This is a genomic window from Streptomyces sp. NPDC059679 (genome assembly GCF_042734105.1).
In the GTDB taxonomy this organism is placed as follows: Bacteria; Actinomycetota; Actinomycetes; order Streptomycetales; family Streptomycetaceae; genus Streptomyces.
The window spans coordinates 1-16305 of sequence record NZ_JBHWES010000128.1; the positions used below are offsets into that span (position 1 = coordinate 1).

Below are 16305 nucleotides of genomic sequence, written 5' to 3' on the forward strand. Positions count from 1 at the left end.
GCACAAGCAGTTCCGCGTCCTTGGCCGCGTCCCGACGCAACAGCAACGCCGGGAACGCGAGCAGCTTCCGAGCCACCTGGTACACCAGAGAGACGTACACCCGGACAGGGTTCCAGCAGACCGTGATGGAACGCCAGACCCGCTCCGAGCAGCAGCGATGAGTTTCCGAACGGCACAGGTTCCCATCAGACCAAGGATGGCAGTCACCCACAAATCAGCGACAGAGCCCAAAAATCTTGCAAGAGCCCAGTTTCTGGCGCCCACAGAGCCCGGGCGTCTTGCAGAACTCCGACGTGGAAGTCGTGGCTGAGTGCGTGCGTCTCACCGGTGGGCCTCGAACCAGTTGATCGTCCGTGCGAGGCCCTCAGCTCGGGTGACCTTGGGCTCCCACTCCAACTGGCTCTTCGCCAACGCGATGTCGGGCAGCCTTCTCTCGGGATCATCCTGCGGGCGCTCGACGAAGTCGACGGAGGACTTCGCCCCTGTGAAGCGTATGATTTCCTTGGCCAATTCTAGCACACTCACCTCGTCAGGGTTTCCTAAGTTCAGCGGGCCGCTGTGGTCGCTTTCGGTGAACCGCACTATTCCTTCTACGATGTCATCGACGTAGCACAGCGAACGCGTCTGGGAGCCGTCGCCCGCAACGGTCACGGGCTCGCCTCGTAGCGCTTGCATGATGAACGTAGGGACTGCGCGGCCGTCGTTACCCCGCATCTTCGGCCCAAAACAATTGAAAAGACGGACGATTCCCGTATTCGTGTCACGGTGAAGACGAAACGCCGTTGTCAGCGCCTCGCTAAAGCGCTTCGCCTCGTCATAGACGGACCTGGGCCCGATCGGGTTGACGTTCCCCCAGTAGGTTTCAGGCTGCGGATGAACATCCGGGTCGCCGTACACCTCCGATGTCGATGTGAGAACGAAGCGGGCGCCCCTCGACCTCGCCAGGTTCAATGCGTTGAGAGTACCCAGCGAGCCTGCGCCAAGCGTCTCGATGGGATAGCGCAGGTAGTCGATGGGGCTGGCCGGAGACGCCAGATGGATGACCACCGCGACGGTTTCAGGAGCGTCGAACGGAGTGGTCACATCGTGTTCGATCACTTCAAGATTGCTGTCATCTTCGTACTCGGTCAGGTTCTCACGGCTTCCGGTCAGGAAGTTGTCGACACAGAAGACTCTGTGCCCCATATCCAGATACCGCGCCACCAGATGAGATCCAACAAAGCCCGCGCCTCCCGTGACGAGTATGTTCGCCATCACCATCTGTCCTCTCTGCTCGTTCCGACGTGCGGGGGCTGATCCTCTTGTCAGCGGGAATCGCGCCTGTCTCGATGAATGGTTTGACGTGCCACCACCGGAGTCATACGCCTCTCCGATCGCCCCAGACCATGATGTGCAGCCGGGTCGTCAGGTTCCAGCCCCGAGAAATGGTGGCATCACTCAGGACGGCGAGGGTCTGCTCCAGCTCTCCGCGGTTGCGTCCTTGCGGCATCACCCACACCGAGCCGATGCCGTACCGCTCGACAAGCGCACCGACCTCGTCCAGATCGGCCAGTGTGCGGCATACGAACTTGAATGCAGCGCCTGGCAGTGTTGCCAAGACCTCGAGCGCGCGGGCGACAATCCGCTTCGATTCCGGATCCCCCGAGTGCCGCAACTTCGGTGACACGTTGAACCGGACCAGGTCGGCGAGATCAGGTTCCGGAATTATCGTGCCGTTGGTCTCGATTTCGATTTTATGTCCGGAACCATGAAGTTCCTGAACCAATGGATACAGCCTGGTCTGTTGGTTCAGCGGCTCTCCGCCGGATATGACGATCAGCGGAACGTTGTACGCGGCCAGCCGGTCCCGGATCTCCGGATAAGGCATCGCATGCAGTTCCGAGCGCGGATCGTATGCGACTCCGGAATCACCGACACCGGTCCAGTCCCAGGTGTACGGGGTATCACACCAACGACAGGACAGATTGCATCCGCCCAACCGCACAAAGGCACAACGGCGCCCGATCGAGGGCCCTTCACCCTGCACGGTTCAAGTGGGGCCGAAGATTTCGTTCACTACCAGCTTCGGCTTGTCCATGACACCACCTCCTCCCTCCGTACGGGCGAGAACTCCTTCAGATGAAGAAATCTCCTCGGCTTCGAGGATCTCTTCCGCTGAGGAAGAATGCATCGCGGTCACTACCGATAAATCTCCGGCGCACCTACGCAGGGGTCAGGGCCGGCCTCGCGACCGCCCACGGCGGGGCACCTTCCGCCGTCAGCCGACGGGGCGTTCAGCGGCGATCAGAAACCGGTGCGCTCGCACATCCAGCGCAGAGTCGTAGCGCTCGGGACTGAAGTCGGAGATCTGCCAGGCGACCATGCACAGTTGATGGACGAGTCGTAGAAGCTGAACACCGGGTGCTATTCCTCCGCATCAGTCAGGCCTGCTGCGGACAGCGCTTCGGTCGCGTATGCAAAGTCCAGCTGCCTGAAGGGTACGCGGGCGGGGCACCGAGAGCTTCGTTCAGCTCGGCGCAGTCATCGCTGCCCACCTGCTGTGTCAGCAGGACACCCCTCGGGCGCAGCACGCGCCGGGCTCCAGGCGCTTACGGGCGACGGCCACATTCGGCAGCCGGCTCTCGGTCGCCCATGTCTGCCGTGGCAGTGGCTGCACGGTGGCCAGCAGTTCACCGCCGCCCGTGTCGACGTCCAGTAAGCGATCGGCATCGGCAATGAACGCGCGGGCTGTCTCCGGGTAGGACCACGAAGGCTCGGAGCCCTCCGCGCGTCCGGACATCCAGCGGAAGTCCCAGCCTTCAACCGGGACCTCCATCGCGGCGGCAACCAACTCGTCGTACTCAGCGGTGATCATGCCTGGAGTTTGAGGACCTGCCGTTCCAGCGGCCGGCCGGCAGCCGGTCGTGATGAGATGTCCCGGATCGTGCCGTTCGAGAGGTCGACGCGCATGTATCCCGCTCAGTTAGCGTGGTCCGTCAGCTCTCTCCGCTGGAGGGATAAGGGCGTGCTCAAGGCACCACGAGTCGTTGTAAACGGTGTCCGCGTAGCGCTCCCCGAGATCTGGTGACAGCGCGACAGCTGAGCAGCCGTCCATACTCAGCCTTGAAAGGTACGATCCGGCCGAGGCCAAGACGGAGCCGGTCGAACCGCCCACAAGCAGGCCCCGTTGGGCCAGACGCCGGCACATGGCCACTGCATCGCGCTCCGGGCACACGACGACATCGTCCAACAGTGTCGCATCAAGGATTCCCGGCACCCGGCTGGTGCCGATTCCAGGAATGAACCGCCGGCCAGGTGGCCCACCGAAGGTAACGGATCCAGCACCGTCCACGGCTATGATCTTCGTCGGCTTGTTGTGGTCGCGAGCATATCTGGCACACCCCATGATGGTTCCTGTGCTGCCCGTTCCGACGAAGAGATAGTCGAGGTTCGGAAACTCCGCGAAGAGGCTCGTCGCCGTTGTGTTGTAATGCGCATCGGCGTTGACTTCGGAGTCGTACTGATTGAGCCAGACCATTTTTCCGCCGGACTCCGCGCAAAGACGCTGAACCGTGGCAATGCGCACCCCGAGATAGCCGCCTGTCTGGTCGGGCTGGTCCACCACCAGAACCTCTGCCCCGACTGCTCTCATCATCTTGACGCAGATGCGGTTGACGTTGGGGTCGGTGACGCAGGTGAAACCGAACCCCCTGCTCGCTGCCACCATGGCCAAGGCAACGCCCAGGTTTCCTGACGATGATTCCACTATCGTCGAGCCAGGCGGCAGCAGACCAGCACGCTGAGCACTTTCCACCATCCCGACGGCGGTCTTGAGCTTGATCGAGCCCGATATGTTGAACGCCTCCACCTTCAAGTGCACGGGAATGTCGACGACTGCGTGGAGATCCAGATAGACATCGTCGACACGAATATTTTCGGGGCGATCATAGATAGGCATTACCCTTCCGACCCCTCACCGTTTGCCCGGCGAGCAGAGCGCCCGGACACGAAAAACCACACGGTTCCGATAAAGAGCAATGCACTGCCGACGAGGACCAACGATAAATTCGGAGACTTGTCTGCGGCGTAACCGATTGCCGGGTTGATCAACGAGCCAACAATCCCGCTGATCAAACCGACCATCGACAGCATCGTTGCTCGCATGGCGGGCACCACATGTGCATTCATGATGACGTAGGAGACCGGCAACCGGATATTCATGCACACGGCGACCAGTACAACAGCCGCGATAATGACGGTGGGTCCGCCTGGCAGTGCTCCGAAGAGATAGGCGACACCTGCACCCAGGATGGCCACACCATGAACTTTGCCCGTCCCCCACCGTTGCCCCAGCCGTCCGGTGAGACTGCTTGCCCCCGCGGCAAGCAGGGTCGAGACTGCGAATACGATGCCGAACCATCCGACGCCAGTGTGGTAGCGGGTCAGTTTGACCTGTGCCACGCTGTTTATCGAGGCGAACAGTGCATAGGTCGGCGTGACCGCGAAGAACATGAGCATCGGAGAACGGAGCACATCGCGGAGGGCGGCCAGCCAAGACGACGCGAGGTGGAGCTCTGAATTCTCCGTCCTGGGTGGCTTCGGTAAGAGCAGGGCTGTAAAGAGAGCCAGGACTGAGGCTATCGCCGTCACCACGGCAGGCAGGGCGAGACTGATGGTGGCCATCTGGGCCCCGGCCAGCGATGAGACGACGCCGGCAACGAGACTCATCGCGGTGACACGCCCGTAAACATCACCGACATGTTTCACGTCCGTGAGCCCCAGTCGCTCCAGGTGACCCATGATGTAAACGTCTCGGGCACCTGAAAGGCAGGCAATGCTGACGCCGAAGAACGCCGAAGAAACGGCGAACTGCGCGAAACCGGAGGCGACCGCGTATATCAGCTGGCTAACGGCGGCGCACAAGAAGCCGAGCACCATGATCCATTTGCAGCCGATGATATCGGAGAGATAGCCAGAGGGGACCTCGGACAGCAGCATGCCGACGAGCAGCACACTCTCCAGGCTGAGGACCTGGGTGATGTTGAGGCCTCTGCTGCCCAGATAAAGGACGCCCACAGGCTGATAGAAAACGAGCGCCCCCATGAAGGTGCACAAGTAGATCAACAGCACTGCCTGGCCTGGAATTCCACGGAGGGATCGTGGCGCTACATCCTTACTGTCGCCTTGCAGTGGGATCACGGACGCCAACCTCGCCACGCGGTGCGATCCAGCGAGCCGAAGAAGTAATGGGCGTCCTCATGGTCATCAAAATCCTCCCTTTTTATCCATGGTTTTATGATCCCCTGATAGTGAATCACTCGCCGACGCTCCAGAATATCCTCGAACTGGCCTGTTCGGCGGTCGGCGATGCGCCAGTAGGGGCCCGTGTTCCACTCTTGGCCGAGCTCCGTCCAGCTTCCCCTCAAAGCACCGTTCAAGCACTCCTCGTCCACGGTTACGAGGGTATCGAGGTGCCTCTTGCCATAGGCCAGACAAAGCTCACCGACGCCCATCTCATGCCAACGATCCAAATCAACGACCATCAGTCCGGAATTGAAGTATGGAATATCGGGGGCAAGACCCTCCTCGGCCCAGTCAACAACCCCCCGCCGCCAGCTCACGACGGGCGTGTAGGGCTCACGAACAGCGCCGATGGGAAGACCGGAAAGATCCACTTTCAGCAGAGGTGAGAGATCACCTACCACGCACATGTCACAGTCCAGCGAGATGAGTCGGCCCGATCGTTTGATCAGATCAGGGAGTAACAGTCTGGCGTAGACCGAGGTGGTGAAGTACCCCTTCGTCGGCCAGTCGGCAAAGGGGCGCGGATCCCATTCATAAAACTTGACCTCGACGTTGACCTCCTCCCACGAGGTGCGGAGCCGGTCGTGCTGTGCGTTTGAAAGGCCTACTGACACGACATGAATCGTCAAGGTCGCGTATTTGCACGATTCAATGACCGACCGGCCGGCCGCAGCAAGCGGAATGAGGTAGTTCTCGTCGGATATGAAGGAGACATGCAGGTCAGCAGGGAGTTCCGCATTCGTCATTTCTCGTCACCGCCATCCCGGAGTTTTACGCCTTGTCGAAAAGATTCACGGCTTCAATCAGTTGTTCGTCGGTCACCGAGTCGGCTCCCTCCACCTCGCACACCACACGGGTTATCGTCTTGTCGAACCGTCGCCGCCCCATCATGAGATCAAGGACGAGCGGCACCGAACGCATTCGCGCAACGGGGTCGGGTGCCGCTCGCTCCAGCATGCTTCCTTCTCGAAGCTCGACAAGATCCGCTGGGCGACTCTCGCCTATCCGGAAGAACAGGTCGAGATCGGGAGGGCGGGCTTGAGGAAGTGCTAACCGATCAGAAATCTCCGGTCCTGCGACATGGATTTTGCAGGTGCCTTCTCCTGCCCCGCTGACAAAGTGCAGCTGGTGGTCCGGGGACTCACCCTCGGGAACGGGCTGACCGAACTCCGATATACCGACGATCTCGAAGGCTTCGCGAGACGGGGCTCCGGGGCCGAGATGAAAAGTTACGGCGCCGGGATCCGATGCCCTCACCTGACGCCATAGAACGTCAGCAGTCAGGACCACGGTTGCGGCAAGACGCAGGGGTGTCATCGAGTTTGCACCGCTGTACGCCTTGAGGGCGTCCATCCCGGCAATCGGCCGTGCGGCCCTGAGAAGTGGGTCCAAGAAGTCGCTCAGAGCACTCGTATCACCAAAGCGGCCACGATGGGAATCATCACCCGTGCCGTTTTGTCGTTTCTGATGGTGCGCAGCTTGTGCCAGATGGATACATGCCAGTACCTCGGATACTGCGATGGGTTTCTTCATTTAGAGGTTGATCCTCTCTCAGGGCTGTCCCGTAATCCGCCGCGGATCGGCGGGAGCGGCATCAGAAGCGGCGTCTGGAGTCCGCTCCGGATTACGGGAAATGCTGCTCTGCTGAGCCATCATCGACCGCGCGCGGAAGGATCTGTGCTGCTCACGAGCTCCTCTCGGAGAGCGCTATCTGCGGAGGCGGCACGCCTACGGAGGCTTCGGTGACCATCTCGGCGTCCTCCGCACGTACGCCGCGAAGAGTCACACAAGCGTGCGTGGCCCTGATCTTGACCGCCGCGAACTCACACCCACTCGTCTCGACAAGCCAGTCCAAGACGCTCTGTGTGATTCTCTCCTGAAGCTGTGGGCGGGCGGCTGCGTGGCGCACAGCCCAGGCGAGCTTCGACAGTCCGAGCACTCGCTCTCCTGGAGCGTAAGTGACCGCGGCGACGCCGGTGAACGGTAATAAGTGATGCTCGCAAATGCTCTGGAACGAGATATCTCGTAAAGTGACGACGCCGCGAAAATCAGAAGTGTTCTCGAACGTCCTCGCCTCGAACTTCGGTGGAGACAGGATCTCCGCATACGCCTTCGCCATGCGCATCGGCGTTGACTTCCATATCGACTCGCTCACGTCGAGATTGAGTGCGGCCATAAAGTCACGTACGGCCTTCTCGACGCAGGCGAGATCGATGTCGGTTCCTTGGATGCGACTGCCGTTGATGCTCATCGGGACCCCCGTCCGTCGATCGACCAGCGAGCCATTGAGGACTCCGTTTCCTTGACCGTCACCGAGCAGAGGTTTGGCAGGTCCGAGGCAATGGCCTTGCCAATCCATTCCGCGAGCGCCTCGCTGGTAGGATTCGCGAGACCATCGTCGACTTCATTCAACAACCGGTGATCAAGCCGTTTGACAAGTGGCTTCACCGCGTCACTGATAACGCTGAAGTCCTGGATCCAGCCAAACTTTTCCTCCAGTGTTTCCCCGGCCAGTTCGACGATCACCTTGTAGCTGTGCCCGTGCACGTTTCCGCACTGGTGGCCGGGCGGGACGTTCGGAAGAAAGTGTGCCGCTTCGAAGGAAAACTCTTTGGCGATGTGCCACATGCTAACTCCCCTTCCCTGCTCCGTACGCAGCGGCTGCCGCTCCGTTTGCTGCTGTTCCATTCGGCCAGTCTCCCATGAGAGGATCGCTCCTCTGCAGCTCACGGAATGCGGTGGATCGCATATCGCAGTTCCCGCAGCTTTGGCAGGGAGTGGTGTTCGAGTTGTGACATGACCAGGTGAACTGGAGCGGCAGTTCCCGATCGAGGCATTTATCGATCACCCGTGTTTTACTCAACTCCTGGAGCGGTGTCTCGACATCAATGGACGTCGTCTTCAGGGTCCCCGCGTTCACGAGTTCGCGCAGTGCCTCGAAGTATTCCGGCCGATTGTCGGGGGTCACCCATGGGCCGGCGATCGATCCGATGCCCACGGCAGAGGCCTGCAGCGATTCAGCGAGGGCCACTGCATTGGCCAAAAGCAACGTATTCCGAAACGGAACGTACTCGGAAATCGGGTTGAGAGAGGATGATCGTCCCTTGCCGGATATCATCCCGATCGCTGATGCGTGCGCCCGGTATACGTCGAGAGTCAGCTCCGAGTGGCTTGCGTCCAGATATTCGGCGCATAACTGTGCACATAGCCTTTCGCGCGCCGCGGAATGCTGGTCGTAGTCCACAAAGAGTGAGTGAACGCTGTAATTCTCGGACAGAATGCTGCCGGCGAGCAGCGCATCCGGCCCACCCGAGTTGAGCAGCACAAGCCTCTTCTTGCCGTCAGTCATGGAGACGCCGCCTTCCGCGCTGGAGGAGCTCGCCGACACGTATCCGCGCCTTCTCTGGTTCAAGCCTGCCTTTGATGACACCGGCAAGGATCTCGGCCACGTCGTCGGCGTCGTCACGCACCAATCCCTGCTGTACAAGGCCGATGGTGCCGAGCCTGATGCCGCTCGGCCTGGTGCCGGACGCGTCGCCCGGGAGCATATTGGCATTCTGGATGACGCCGATATCCTCCAGCCGTGCAGAAATGTCGTCTGCGGATCGGCCCGCGTGCAGCATCAGCATATGAGTGTCCGATCCGCCGAATGCCGGGGATACACCTCGCTGAGCGAGGTTTTCCTGTATCCCTGCGCGCACAGCCAGTGCTTCGGACATCCCCTGCCTGAATTTCGGCTGGGTGGCCAATGCGGCAGCGACGCCCATGGCAAGAATATCCGCCATTCGGGGAGCACCCTGCAGCCCTGGGAAGAGCGCCCGCGATACAGCCGTGTGCATATCGGCCCGGGTGGTGAGGATGAATCCGCTCTTCGGACCTCCCATGGATTTGTAGCCCACACCCGTGACGATGTCGGCCACCCCGACCGGGTTTGCATAGTGACGCGTCAGAACCAGGCCGGCGAAGTGCGCGATATCCGCGATGAATATCGTCTCAGGGCTGGTCTGAGCCTTGATCTTCGCAATTTCCGACCACGGCATCGACCAAGGATACGAAGACGCTCCCAAGAGCATGGCCTTGGGTTTCTGCTCCTCGAGGACAGCCCCAAGTCGCTTCACCGGGAACTCATTGTCGCCGGGTCCGAGCGACATGTGAGTGAACTGATACTGCCGCCCCGTGAGGTGGAATTCTGCCCCGTGCGAGATATGCCCGCCACTCTTGGGTTCGAGAGCGACCACCACGTCTCCTGGCTGCGCCACTCCCATCAGTGCGGCCAGGTTTGCCGCTGTACCGGAAACCGGGTGCAGATTGACGTAGATTTCCTTGGTGCGGTCGGGGCCGCCAAAACTGTCGGCAACCTGGTGTTGTGCTCTTGCCTCGGCATATTCCATGTATCGCCCGCAAGGATTGAACTTTTGAGAGCGCGAGTCGGGATATCGACCGTCGAGCACTGCGGCCCGTGCGGCGGGAAGGTCGGGGAGGCTGACGTATCCCTCTCCGTCGAGGTTGGACGCCGCCGTTCCCATCAGCTGCCGCAACCACTCCGTGGTGAGCATGGCCGGAGCCAGCATATGCAGTGACTGTCCTTGCCGTTCATGCTCCGAATGCAGTAAATCTGCGAGCTCGGAGTCCACGTGCTCCAGTGCTGCGCCTACCCGCATGGATTTCTCCCGTATCGACCTTGTGGACGTCTCCCAATGCGCGCTGTCCGATGCCGAGGTGACACTCCGGCCGGTGCATCCGTGATGGCAATATTCTTGTGCGCCGGGGATCTCTCCACATCACGGTGCACCACCGAAGTGTTCACTGCGGCCTGCCGAGGGGCGGTGAACGCCAGGTCAGTCCCCGCCGACGAGGAGTTCCCACCAGCCGGGACTCCCGAGGATCTTGCCGAACTCGTCCCTGCCGGAGATGCGGAGCTTTCGGTAGGCACTCGACAGGTGCAGCTCGACCGTACGACGTGTGATGTGCCGGTTGCTCGCGATCTTGTTGTTGGCCTGACCCTGCACGGCGTCGATCAGGATCTGCCGTTCACGAGGGGTCAGCGAGAGGATTCCTTGGACTGAGACATCCTGCGGGGCGCGCCGGTCCAGGGCCACCAGTTGCAGCCGTACCCGGTCGCCGAGATCACGCACACCGCAGCCGACCGTCAGGTGTGCCGACCGGGTCAGCGCGGCGATAGCCTCCTGATCTCTGCCCAGGTGCGACAGTACCGTGCCCAACTCGGCCGCGGTGCGCGCCATGTCGAGGTCGTTGCCGGTCCCCTCCAGCAGATCCACCGCCGAGGTGAGCAGCCGAATGGCCTCCACTCCGCTGGAGAGAGCGCCCCTCACACGCAGCGCCCGGGCCCGTTCTCGCGGCGAGCCGGTCCGCTCGGCGAACTCCGCCTGCCGGCGGGCCTGTCGCAGTGCCTCGTCACGGTGCCCGGTCTGATCGAGAAGAGTGGCCCCGTCCATCCGCCAGCAGATCGTCCCGGGCCCATCCAGGCCCGCCGGCCGGCCGCGTCGGACAATATTGATGAGTTCGTCGCCACCGCCGAGGAGGTCACCGGCCTTCACTCGCAGTCTCGCCCGGGCGAGCAGCACATCGGCGTAGTGCCACACGGGAAGCAGGTTGCCGTCGCAGTGGTGCCGGCACAGCAGCGCCTGTGCTTCGTCCGGCTCTCCCAGGTCGAGGTGGATGTTGGCCAGTACGCCGACCATGCACACGCGGAGCCGGTGGTATGCGTGGCCGCCACGTCCAGTCAGGGCCTCGAGCTGACCGGTGAGGAGGCTGCGCGCCGCGGCCAGGTCGCCTGCGCTGTAGTGCCCCACCGCCTGGAGGAACTGGACCTTGGCCTGCACCCAGCGAGGCAGCCGCCCTACGTCGTCGATGCGCAGGTGCCGGGACGCGAGGGCCGCCTCTTCCTGGTACCCGCTGTTGATGAGCACGGTGAGAGCCGCCGGCAGCGCGAGCGGGTGCAGCAGGAGGTCGTCGAGGTCGTGTTGAAGGGCCTCGCGCGCGCGGCGGAGTGCGGCCTGCGGATCGTCACCGGCGAGATGCGCCGACAAGGCACCGATCGCCGCGGATGCGTGGAACGGCCGTGCGCTGTCCGGCCCGCGGGAGAGTCCGACGTCGTCAACGGGCCGGGCGGCTGAGTCGGACGCCGACGGTAGCGACCGGATGAGGGAACGGTAGGCGTGCGGCCAATCCTGAAATTCCGTCCCCGCCACAGCGGACTGCACGGCCTGCAGAACCTGGCGTTCGTCGTCACCGGGTTCACCCTCACAGAGCGTGGCACCGATGAGTCCGAGCAGACGGCGGCGGACCACTGGGTCGGTGGCGCGGCCGAGCATGTCCACCCCGCGGCGAAGGCCGCCCTTGCGGTCGAGCTCCAGCTGAGCGGCGACGAGCTCGGGCGCAACTCGGGACCGCACCCCGTCAACGCCGGCGCGGGCGGCTCGTTCCAGGTAGCGCACCCGGTCCCGCGCGCCGGTCCCCGCGGATCTGGCCGCCGTCATCATGGCGTCGACGGACCAGGTAGTGTCCAAGGGCACGGTCGACGCCACAAGGTGGCCGGCCACCCGCTGGGCGGTGTCGTGGCGCTCGTTCAGATATGTGGCGGCCGCCAGATGCGCCGCGTTGCGCCGCATCCGCGTCATGGCCTTGAGCAACGCGGGGGCCAACAGCGGGTGGCGCAGCGCCACGGCGTCGTTGTCGGTGACAAGACGCATCCGGACCAGCCGGTCGAGCGTGGCCAGCGTGTCTTCGAGGCGGTTTCCGCTCAGATGCGCCACCAGCGAGGGATCGGCTTCGCCGGAACTCGCCGCGACCGCGATGGCTTCGGCCACCGCCCGAGCCTGCGGATCGATCCGGCTCGCACGGCCCATCATCACCTCGGCCACCGACGGGAGCCCGGCCTTCCGCAGACCGGCCGGATCGCGCAGAACAGACTCGTGCGCGCGGATCCAGTCGCACAGCTCACCGACCATGAAGGGATTGCCGGCGGTGACCTCGTGACACGTGGTGACGAAATCCGCGTCGAACCGGCGGTTCAGCCGAGCGTCCAGCAGGGCGGCGGTCTCCTGCTCGGAGAGCCCGGGCAGAACGATCGTATGGGCACCGAGCAGCAGATCCGCGAGCTCGATCGGCGCGAAGGGGGGTTCGCCACATCGGGTCGAGGCAATGAGGATCACCGGCAGATGGGCCATGTCCCGCACCACGCGGCGCAACAGGACCAGCGCATCGGGGCCCGCCTGGTCGACATCGTCCAACGCGACCACCAGAGGAGCATCGCGCGTCAGTGCCCCCACAAGGTCCTGGAAGCCGACAGGCGCGCTGTCCTCGGTCTGCCCGAGTAATCGGGTGTTCCCGGGCCGGACAGTGGCCCGCAGCAGCGCCGCGGCGCGGTCGACGTCGGCACGGCGATGCTCGGCGGCCAGCCGTAGCAGACCGTCAGCGAGCGCCGAGGCAAGCCGGTTCGCGTGCCGGGCGCACCCGATACGGACGGTCAATCCTGCGTTGGACGCGGTGGTACGGCACGCCATGGCAAGCAGGGACGTCCGTCCGACCTTCGGCTCGCCCGTCACCACACGGCAGATGAGCCCGGCACTCATACTCTTCTGACCTGCCGACTGCAGTTCTGCGAGCAGCTCGGCCCGGCCCACGATGCCACGGTGCCGGGTCCTGGTATACGTCATTCGAGCCTCCTGATTGGGAGAAACCAACTCCGGAGATGGCACTCACACCCGTCGGCAAGCGTCTGCCAGTAGACGTACCAGAATTTGGTCAGTACAGCTGCCGTCGGCGCAGCCCGCCGGGCCGGTGCCACTTCGTCACACCGGATTGATGCCTCTGTGTGATATCCGCCCGCTGCGGGCATTCTCTGCAAGCGCTTTCACCTTGGGTGCGCTCCCACCATGAAAATCCCGACCTTTCGTGGTCACCTTTTCGCGATTCCGCGGGGAGATGGATCCGTTATTCGGCTCTTCCTACTTCAGGTGGGGGCTGGTGAGTCCGCCTCCGATGAGCAGCATGCGTAGTCGGTAGTGATCGCGGTTGCGGAAGCCTCGTGCGATGCGGCGTTGGAGTTCGATGAGTCCGTTGATGGCCTCTGCGCCGCCGTTGTTGGCGCGGCCGGTGTCGAAGTAGGCGAGGACGTCGGCGATGGGTCTAGTGACCAAAGGTGACCGGCTGGCCATGCCAGTCGGTCTTGCGGAGGAACTGTTCCCAGCTCAGCGTGTTGGGATCGATGCGCCGGCTCCACGTCGTGTCGCGGTCGTCTCGGAAGTATCCGAGGTCGACCGCGTACTGGACCATGCCGAGGGTCTCGTCGACCAGCAGAGGGTTCTCTCCCAGCGCGGGGAAGTAGGTCAGCAGGTCTTCGCGAGAGTAGGCGCTGCGGTATTCGGCTTTGAGTCCGGTGACGCGGGAGAACTCCTCGACCATCTCGGCTGGGGAGATGACGTCCCCCACGACCGGCAGACAGGCGCCGCGGTAGGTGTCGGGGTTGGAGAACACCTCGAGGGCGGCCGGCCCGGTCGCGGTGAGTGGGTCCACGAACGGGGCACGGAAGTCTTCGGGGAGGTAGAAAGGCATGAGCACCGTGTCACCATCGATGCGCGGGGTGTAGTACTCCAGCGCGTTGGTGTAGAAGAACGAGAGCATGATGAAGGTGTGCGCGATCGGCAGAGTCCGGATGTACTCCGCGATGAGCGCCTTGTCGGTGAAGTGCGGGGCGTACTTGGTGCCCGAGGACCGCTCGTCGACGTTCTCGAGAGCACTGAAGACGACGTGTATCACTCCGGCCTCGACCGCTGCATCGGCGAGTTGGCGCCCGAGAGGGAACTCCTCGGTGGAGGGCGGCGCGATGGGCGGGGTCATCAGGAAGGCCCCCTCGGCCGATCTGAACGCGTCGACGAGCTCGCGCTGGTGACCCAGCGCAAGAGGAACCTCGGCGATCTCCGCTCCCAGTCCTGCCAGGCTCCGGGCCTGGGCAGAGCCGGCGTCTCGGGTCAGGGCTCGCACTCGGAACCTGCCGCTCTCAAGCAAGGAGGTGGCGACGCTCCTTCCCTGCTTGCTAGTGGCACCCGCGACGACGATCAACGGCTTGCTGCTCTCAGACATCGTGTACTTCCTCTTGTGTATCCCCGGTGTTCGCGGCGGACGGCAGTTGCGCGGCAGATACCGGAGGGGCGTGAACGCAACAACCATATCGTGATATCGCGATGTGTCAATGTGTGGCTGGGGGCGAACTCGGTTCGTCACATCGAGATACGATGGTGTGTGAGAGGCGAGGAGGCGACCGTGGCGACGTCACAGGCAACGAACTCAGGAGGCGACGCGGAGAACGAGCCCCCTCTGGCTGCGGTCGAGGCCTTGAAGGCGCTGGCGAACCCTGCACGGCTGCAAATCATGGACTGGCTGCGGGACCCTCACTGCGAGTTCGCTCAGTGGGAGCCAATAGCCGACCGGGACGAGGTCGGAGTCTGCGTCAGCCATCTGCAGGCCAAGTCGGGGCTGGCGCAATCGACAGTCTCCTCGTACATGGCAATCCTCGAGCGGGCAGGCCTGGTACAGGCCACACGGGTCGGCAAGTGGATCCACTACAAACGCAACGAGGGCACGCTGTCGCGACTCGCGGAGATGCTCCGCGGCACATAGCGACGATCACGAAAGGGCGCCACGAGGCGACCAACGGCGCACGGCACACCAGACTCCTCGCGACATCGCGGGCGTGACTGAGGCAGGAACCAATCCCTGCCTCCGCGATCCTCGAAGCCTCGCTTTCCACGCTAGCCGCGATCATTCCCCCAGGCATCGACCAGGGCGGCGTGTTCCACCAGATCGATCAAGCACTTGGCGACCGTTGCCCCCACCTGAAGTAGGAAGAGCCCGTTATTCACGGCGGTTATTTCGCGCGTCGGGCTGCGGCACCGATGAGCGCGCCCCCCCGGTGGGCGGCATGCAGACACCGTTATCAGCGCAGCTATGGAAACCCAGCATCGCAGCAATGCACGAGGCTTCCAGGGGCGGGCGAAGAAAATCCGAGGCGCCGCGAGTTCGACGGCGCCCTCATGTGAACTTACGACACGCCGGGGCAGGCCGTAGGCGATCTTCGAGTAAACAGGTCATGAATGTTTCCAGACGCCATCGCGCACCCCTTCCGAAATCCTCGTGCCAATTGTTCAAATAATAAACTGCCCGTCATGCGGTGTAGTCAAACACTCATACCGACGGGCGTTTTCGGGCAAGAAAGCGTGCCCCGCGAGTCTCTCCGCCCCGGTCTCAATGGCCATTCCGTGCAACCGTACGCCACCGAAAAATCAACGCGGCCATCAGAGCACTCGGTCTGGACTGATCAATAATCTCAAGATAAGCCAGACCAAAAGAAGTCCTGCGACGGGCGTTGCCGCCACGGAGTGGCTATAGCCCTTCAGCTCACGTCGCGCGCCCGACGACGGGCCGACCGTCGGATCCGTCCTGCCCGGGCATCGCCCTTCCGGTGGGTTGGGAGGGCAAGGCAGATAGCGCTGCCGAACAGGCGTTCAATGGCCATTCGGACCATCTGAAGCCTCTGGGGTTCCCGGTGGCCCGCGGCCGCTTCCGCTTGGCGAGCCTCCGCTCCGAAGAGGCTGATCGTAATGGAGAGGCATGCCGGTCTGCGGGCGGCCTGTCCGGTCCATGCCATCCCCGTCGACTACTCCGACGAGCCGACGAAGGGGGTGGGGCCCGTGTCGGCTGAGAGCGAGGTCGAGGTCCTTCGGCGGGAGGGCCGGATCGTCGTCGGTGCCTCGCCGGCGGGTCTGCGCGCGGCGGAGACCCTGCGCGACATGGAGTCATCGGATCGCTGACCATGATCGGCGATAAGCCGTACGAGCCGTACGACCGTCCGCCGCTGTCCAAGCAGGTGCTGCTGGGCAGGGCACCACACAGAAGGATGACGCCACTGACCTGCAGAATCTGTCCGGCAGGCTGGTGATCAAGGGCAGCTTCGAACCCGTGGCGCGGGGCGGAGCGGGCCGATGAATGGCGAGAGGTCGG

General features: G+C 63.0%; 15 protein-coding genes and 1 pseudogene. 2 read left to right on the forward strand and 14 right to left on the reverse strand.

The annotated features are described in order from the left end of the window. Positions 1–321: 321 nt before the first annotated feature. From ACFV2X_RS53995 to ACFV2X_RS54060, 14 genes are all read right to left on the reverse strand, one after another. A complete protein-coding gene (locus ACFV2X_RS53995; protein WP_385631318.1) occupies positions 322–1254 on the reverse strand; it encodes a UDP-glucuronic acid decarboxylase family protein in 933 nt (310 codons plus the stop codon). A gap of 103 nt (positions 1255–1357) precedes the next feature. Then, entirely contained in the window at positions 1358–2026 is a 669-nt protein-coding gene (locus tag ACFV2X_RS54000) for a 7-carboxy-7-deazaguanine synthase QueE (RefSeq protein ID WP_385631320.1), read from the reverse strand. Positions 2027–2542: 516 nt separating this feature from the next. Further along, entirely contained in the window at positions 2543–2854 is a 312-nt protein-coding gene (locus ACFV2X_RS54005; protein WP_385631322.1) for a hypothetical protein, read from the reverse strand. A 108-nt stretch (positions 2855–2962) separates the two neighbouring features. Continuing rightward, on the reverse strand, positions 2963–3937 hold the full coding sequence (sbnA, locus tag ACFV2X_RS54010; RefSeq protein ID WP_385631325.1) for a 2,3-diaminopropionate biosynthesis protein SbnA: 975 nt from the start codon (positions 3935–3937) through the stop codon (positions 2963–2965). Continuing rightward, positions 3937–5109 carry an MFS transporter gene (locus ACFV2X_RS54015; protein ID WP_385631326.1) on the reverse strand — a complete coding sequence of 391 codons (1173 nt, stop codon included), beginning with the start codon at positions 5107–5109 and terminating at the stop codon, positions 3937–3939. Before ACFV2X_RS54015 ends, sbnA begins: the two co-directional genes overlap by 1 nt. Positions 5110–5174: 65 nt before the next feature. Further along, positions 5175–6029, reverse strand: a complete 855-nt coding sequence (locus ACFV2X_RS54020; protein ID WP_385631329.1) for a glycosyltransferase family 8 protein — start codon at positions 6027–6029, stop codon at positions 5175–5177. A gap of 25 nt (positions 6030–6054) precedes the next feature. Next, positions 6055–6816 (reverse strand): hypothetical protein, encoded by a 762-nt coding sequence (locus ACFV2X_RS54025; RefSeq protein WP_385631330.1) that lies wholly within the window; start codon positions 6814–6816, stop codon positions 6055–6057. Between the two features lie 151 nt (positions 6817–6967). Beyond that, entirely contained in the window at positions 6968–7534 is a 567-nt protein-coding gene (gene folE / locus ACFV2X_RS54030) for a GTP cyclohydrolase I (protein ID WP_385631333.1), read from the reverse strand. Further along, positions 7531–7911: a 6-carboxytetrahydropterin synthase QueD gene (queD, locus tag ACFV2X_RS54035; RefSeq protein WP_385631336.1), complete on the reverse strand. Its 381-nt coding sequence runs from the start codon at positions 7909–7911 to the stop codon at positions 7531–7533. The genes folE and queD overlap by 4 nt, the downstream gene beginning before the upstream one ends. A gap of 1 nt (position 7912) precedes the next feature. Next, positions 7913–8632 (reverse strand): 7-cyano-7-deazaguanine synthase, encoded by a 720-nt coding sequence (locus ACFV2X_RS54040; protein ID WP_385631338.1) that lies wholly within the window; start codon positions 8630–8632, stop codon positions 7913–7915. Then, complete coding sequence (locus ACFV2X_RS54045) at positions 8625–9917, reverse strand: hypothetical protein (protein ID WP_385631341.1); 1293 nt, start codon at positions 9915–9917, stop codon at positions 8625–8627. Before ACFV2X_RS54045 ends, ACFV2X_RS54040 begins: the two co-directional genes overlap by 8 nt. 204 nt (positions 9918–10121) lie before the next feature. Further along, complete coding sequence (locus ACFV2X_RS54050; protein WP_385631343.1) at positions 10122–12962, reverse strand: LuxR C-terminal-related transcriptional regulator; 2841 nt, start codon at positions 12960–12962, stop codon at positions 10122–10124. A gap of 291 nt (positions 12963–13253) precedes the next feature. Then, positions 13254–13445, reverse strand: a complete 192-nt coding sequence (locus ACFV2X_RS54055) for a transposase (protein WP_385631345.1) — start codon at positions 13443–13445, stop codon at positions 13254–13256. Further along, positions 13435–14475 carry an NmrA/HSCARG family protein gene (locus ACFV2X_RS54060; protein ID WP_385631347.1) on the reverse strand — a complete coding sequence of 347 codons (1041 nt, stop codon included), beginning with the start codon at positions 14473–14475 and terminating at the stop codon, positions 13435–13437. Before ACFV2X_RS54060 ends, ACFV2X_RS54055 begins: the two co-directional genes overlap by 11 nt. A 201-nt stretch (positions 14476–14676) precedes the next feature. Here ACFV2X_RS54060 and ACFV2X_RS54065 point away from each other — a divergent pair, with 201 nt between their 5' ends. Together ACFV2X_RS54065 and ACFV2X_RS54070 are read left to right on the forward strand one after the other, a co-directional pair. Continuing rightward, positions 14677–14925: an ArsR/SmtB family transcription factor gene (locus ACFV2X_RS54065; RefSeq protein ID WP_385631349.1), complete on the forward strand. Its 249-nt coding sequence runs from the start codon at positions 14677–14679 to the stop codon at positions 14923–14925. A gap of 1070 nt (positions 14926–15995) precedes the next feature. Beyond that, positions 15996–16189: pseudogene (locus ACFV2X_RS54070) on the forward strand (FAD-dependent oxidoreductase); the annotation flags it as partial. Between the last annotated feature and the right edge of the window lie 116 nt (positions 16190–16305).

Bases quoted from the DNA above. Each gene is read 5' to 3' on its own strand.
- queD (WP_385631336.1), bottom strand. From the start codon at position 7,911: ATGTGGCACATCGCCAAAGAGTTTTCCTTCGAAGCGGCACACTTTCTT.
- ACFV2X_RS54050 (WP_385631343.1), bottom strand. From the start codon at position 12,962: ATGACGTATACCAGGACCCGGCACCGTGGCATCGTGGGCCGGGCCGAG.
- ACFV2X_RS54060 (WP_385631347.1), bottom strand. From the start codon at position 14,475: ATGGTTGTTGCGTTCACGCCCCTCCGGTATCTGCCGCGCAACTGCCGT.
- ACFV2X_RS54040 (WP_385631338.1), bottom strand. From the start codon at position 8,632: ATGACTGACGGCAAGAAGAGGCTTGTGCTGCTCAACTCGGGTGGGCCG.
- ACFV2X_RS54065 (WP_385631349.1), top strand. From the start codon at position 14,677: ATGGACTGGCTGCGGGACCCTCACTGCGAGTTCGCTCAGTGGGAGCCA.
- ACFV2X_RS54005 (WP_385631322.1), bottom strand. From the start codon at position 2,854: ATGATCACCGCTGAGTACGACGAGTTGGTTGCCGCCGCGATGGAGGTC.
- ACFV2X_RS53995 (WP_385631318.1), bottom strand. From the start codon at position 1,254: ATGGCGAACATACTCGTCACGGGAGGCGCGGGCTTTGTTGGATCTCAT.
- sbnA (WP_385631325.1), bottom strand. From the start codon at position 3,937: ATGCCTATCTATGATCGCCCCGAAAATATTCGTGTCGACGATGTCTAT.
- folE (WP_385631333.1), bottom strand. From the start codon at position 7,534: ATGAGCATCAACGGCAGTCGCATCCAAGGAACCGACATCGATCTCGCC.
- ACFV2X_RS54025 (WP_385631330.1), bottom strand. From the start codon at position 6,816: ATGAAGAAACCCATCGCAGTATCCGAGGTACTGGCATGTATCCATCTG.
- ACFV2X_RS54020 (WP_385631329.1), bottom strand. From the start codon at position 6,029: ATGACGAATGCGGAACTCCCTGCTGACCTGCATGTCTCCTTCATATCC.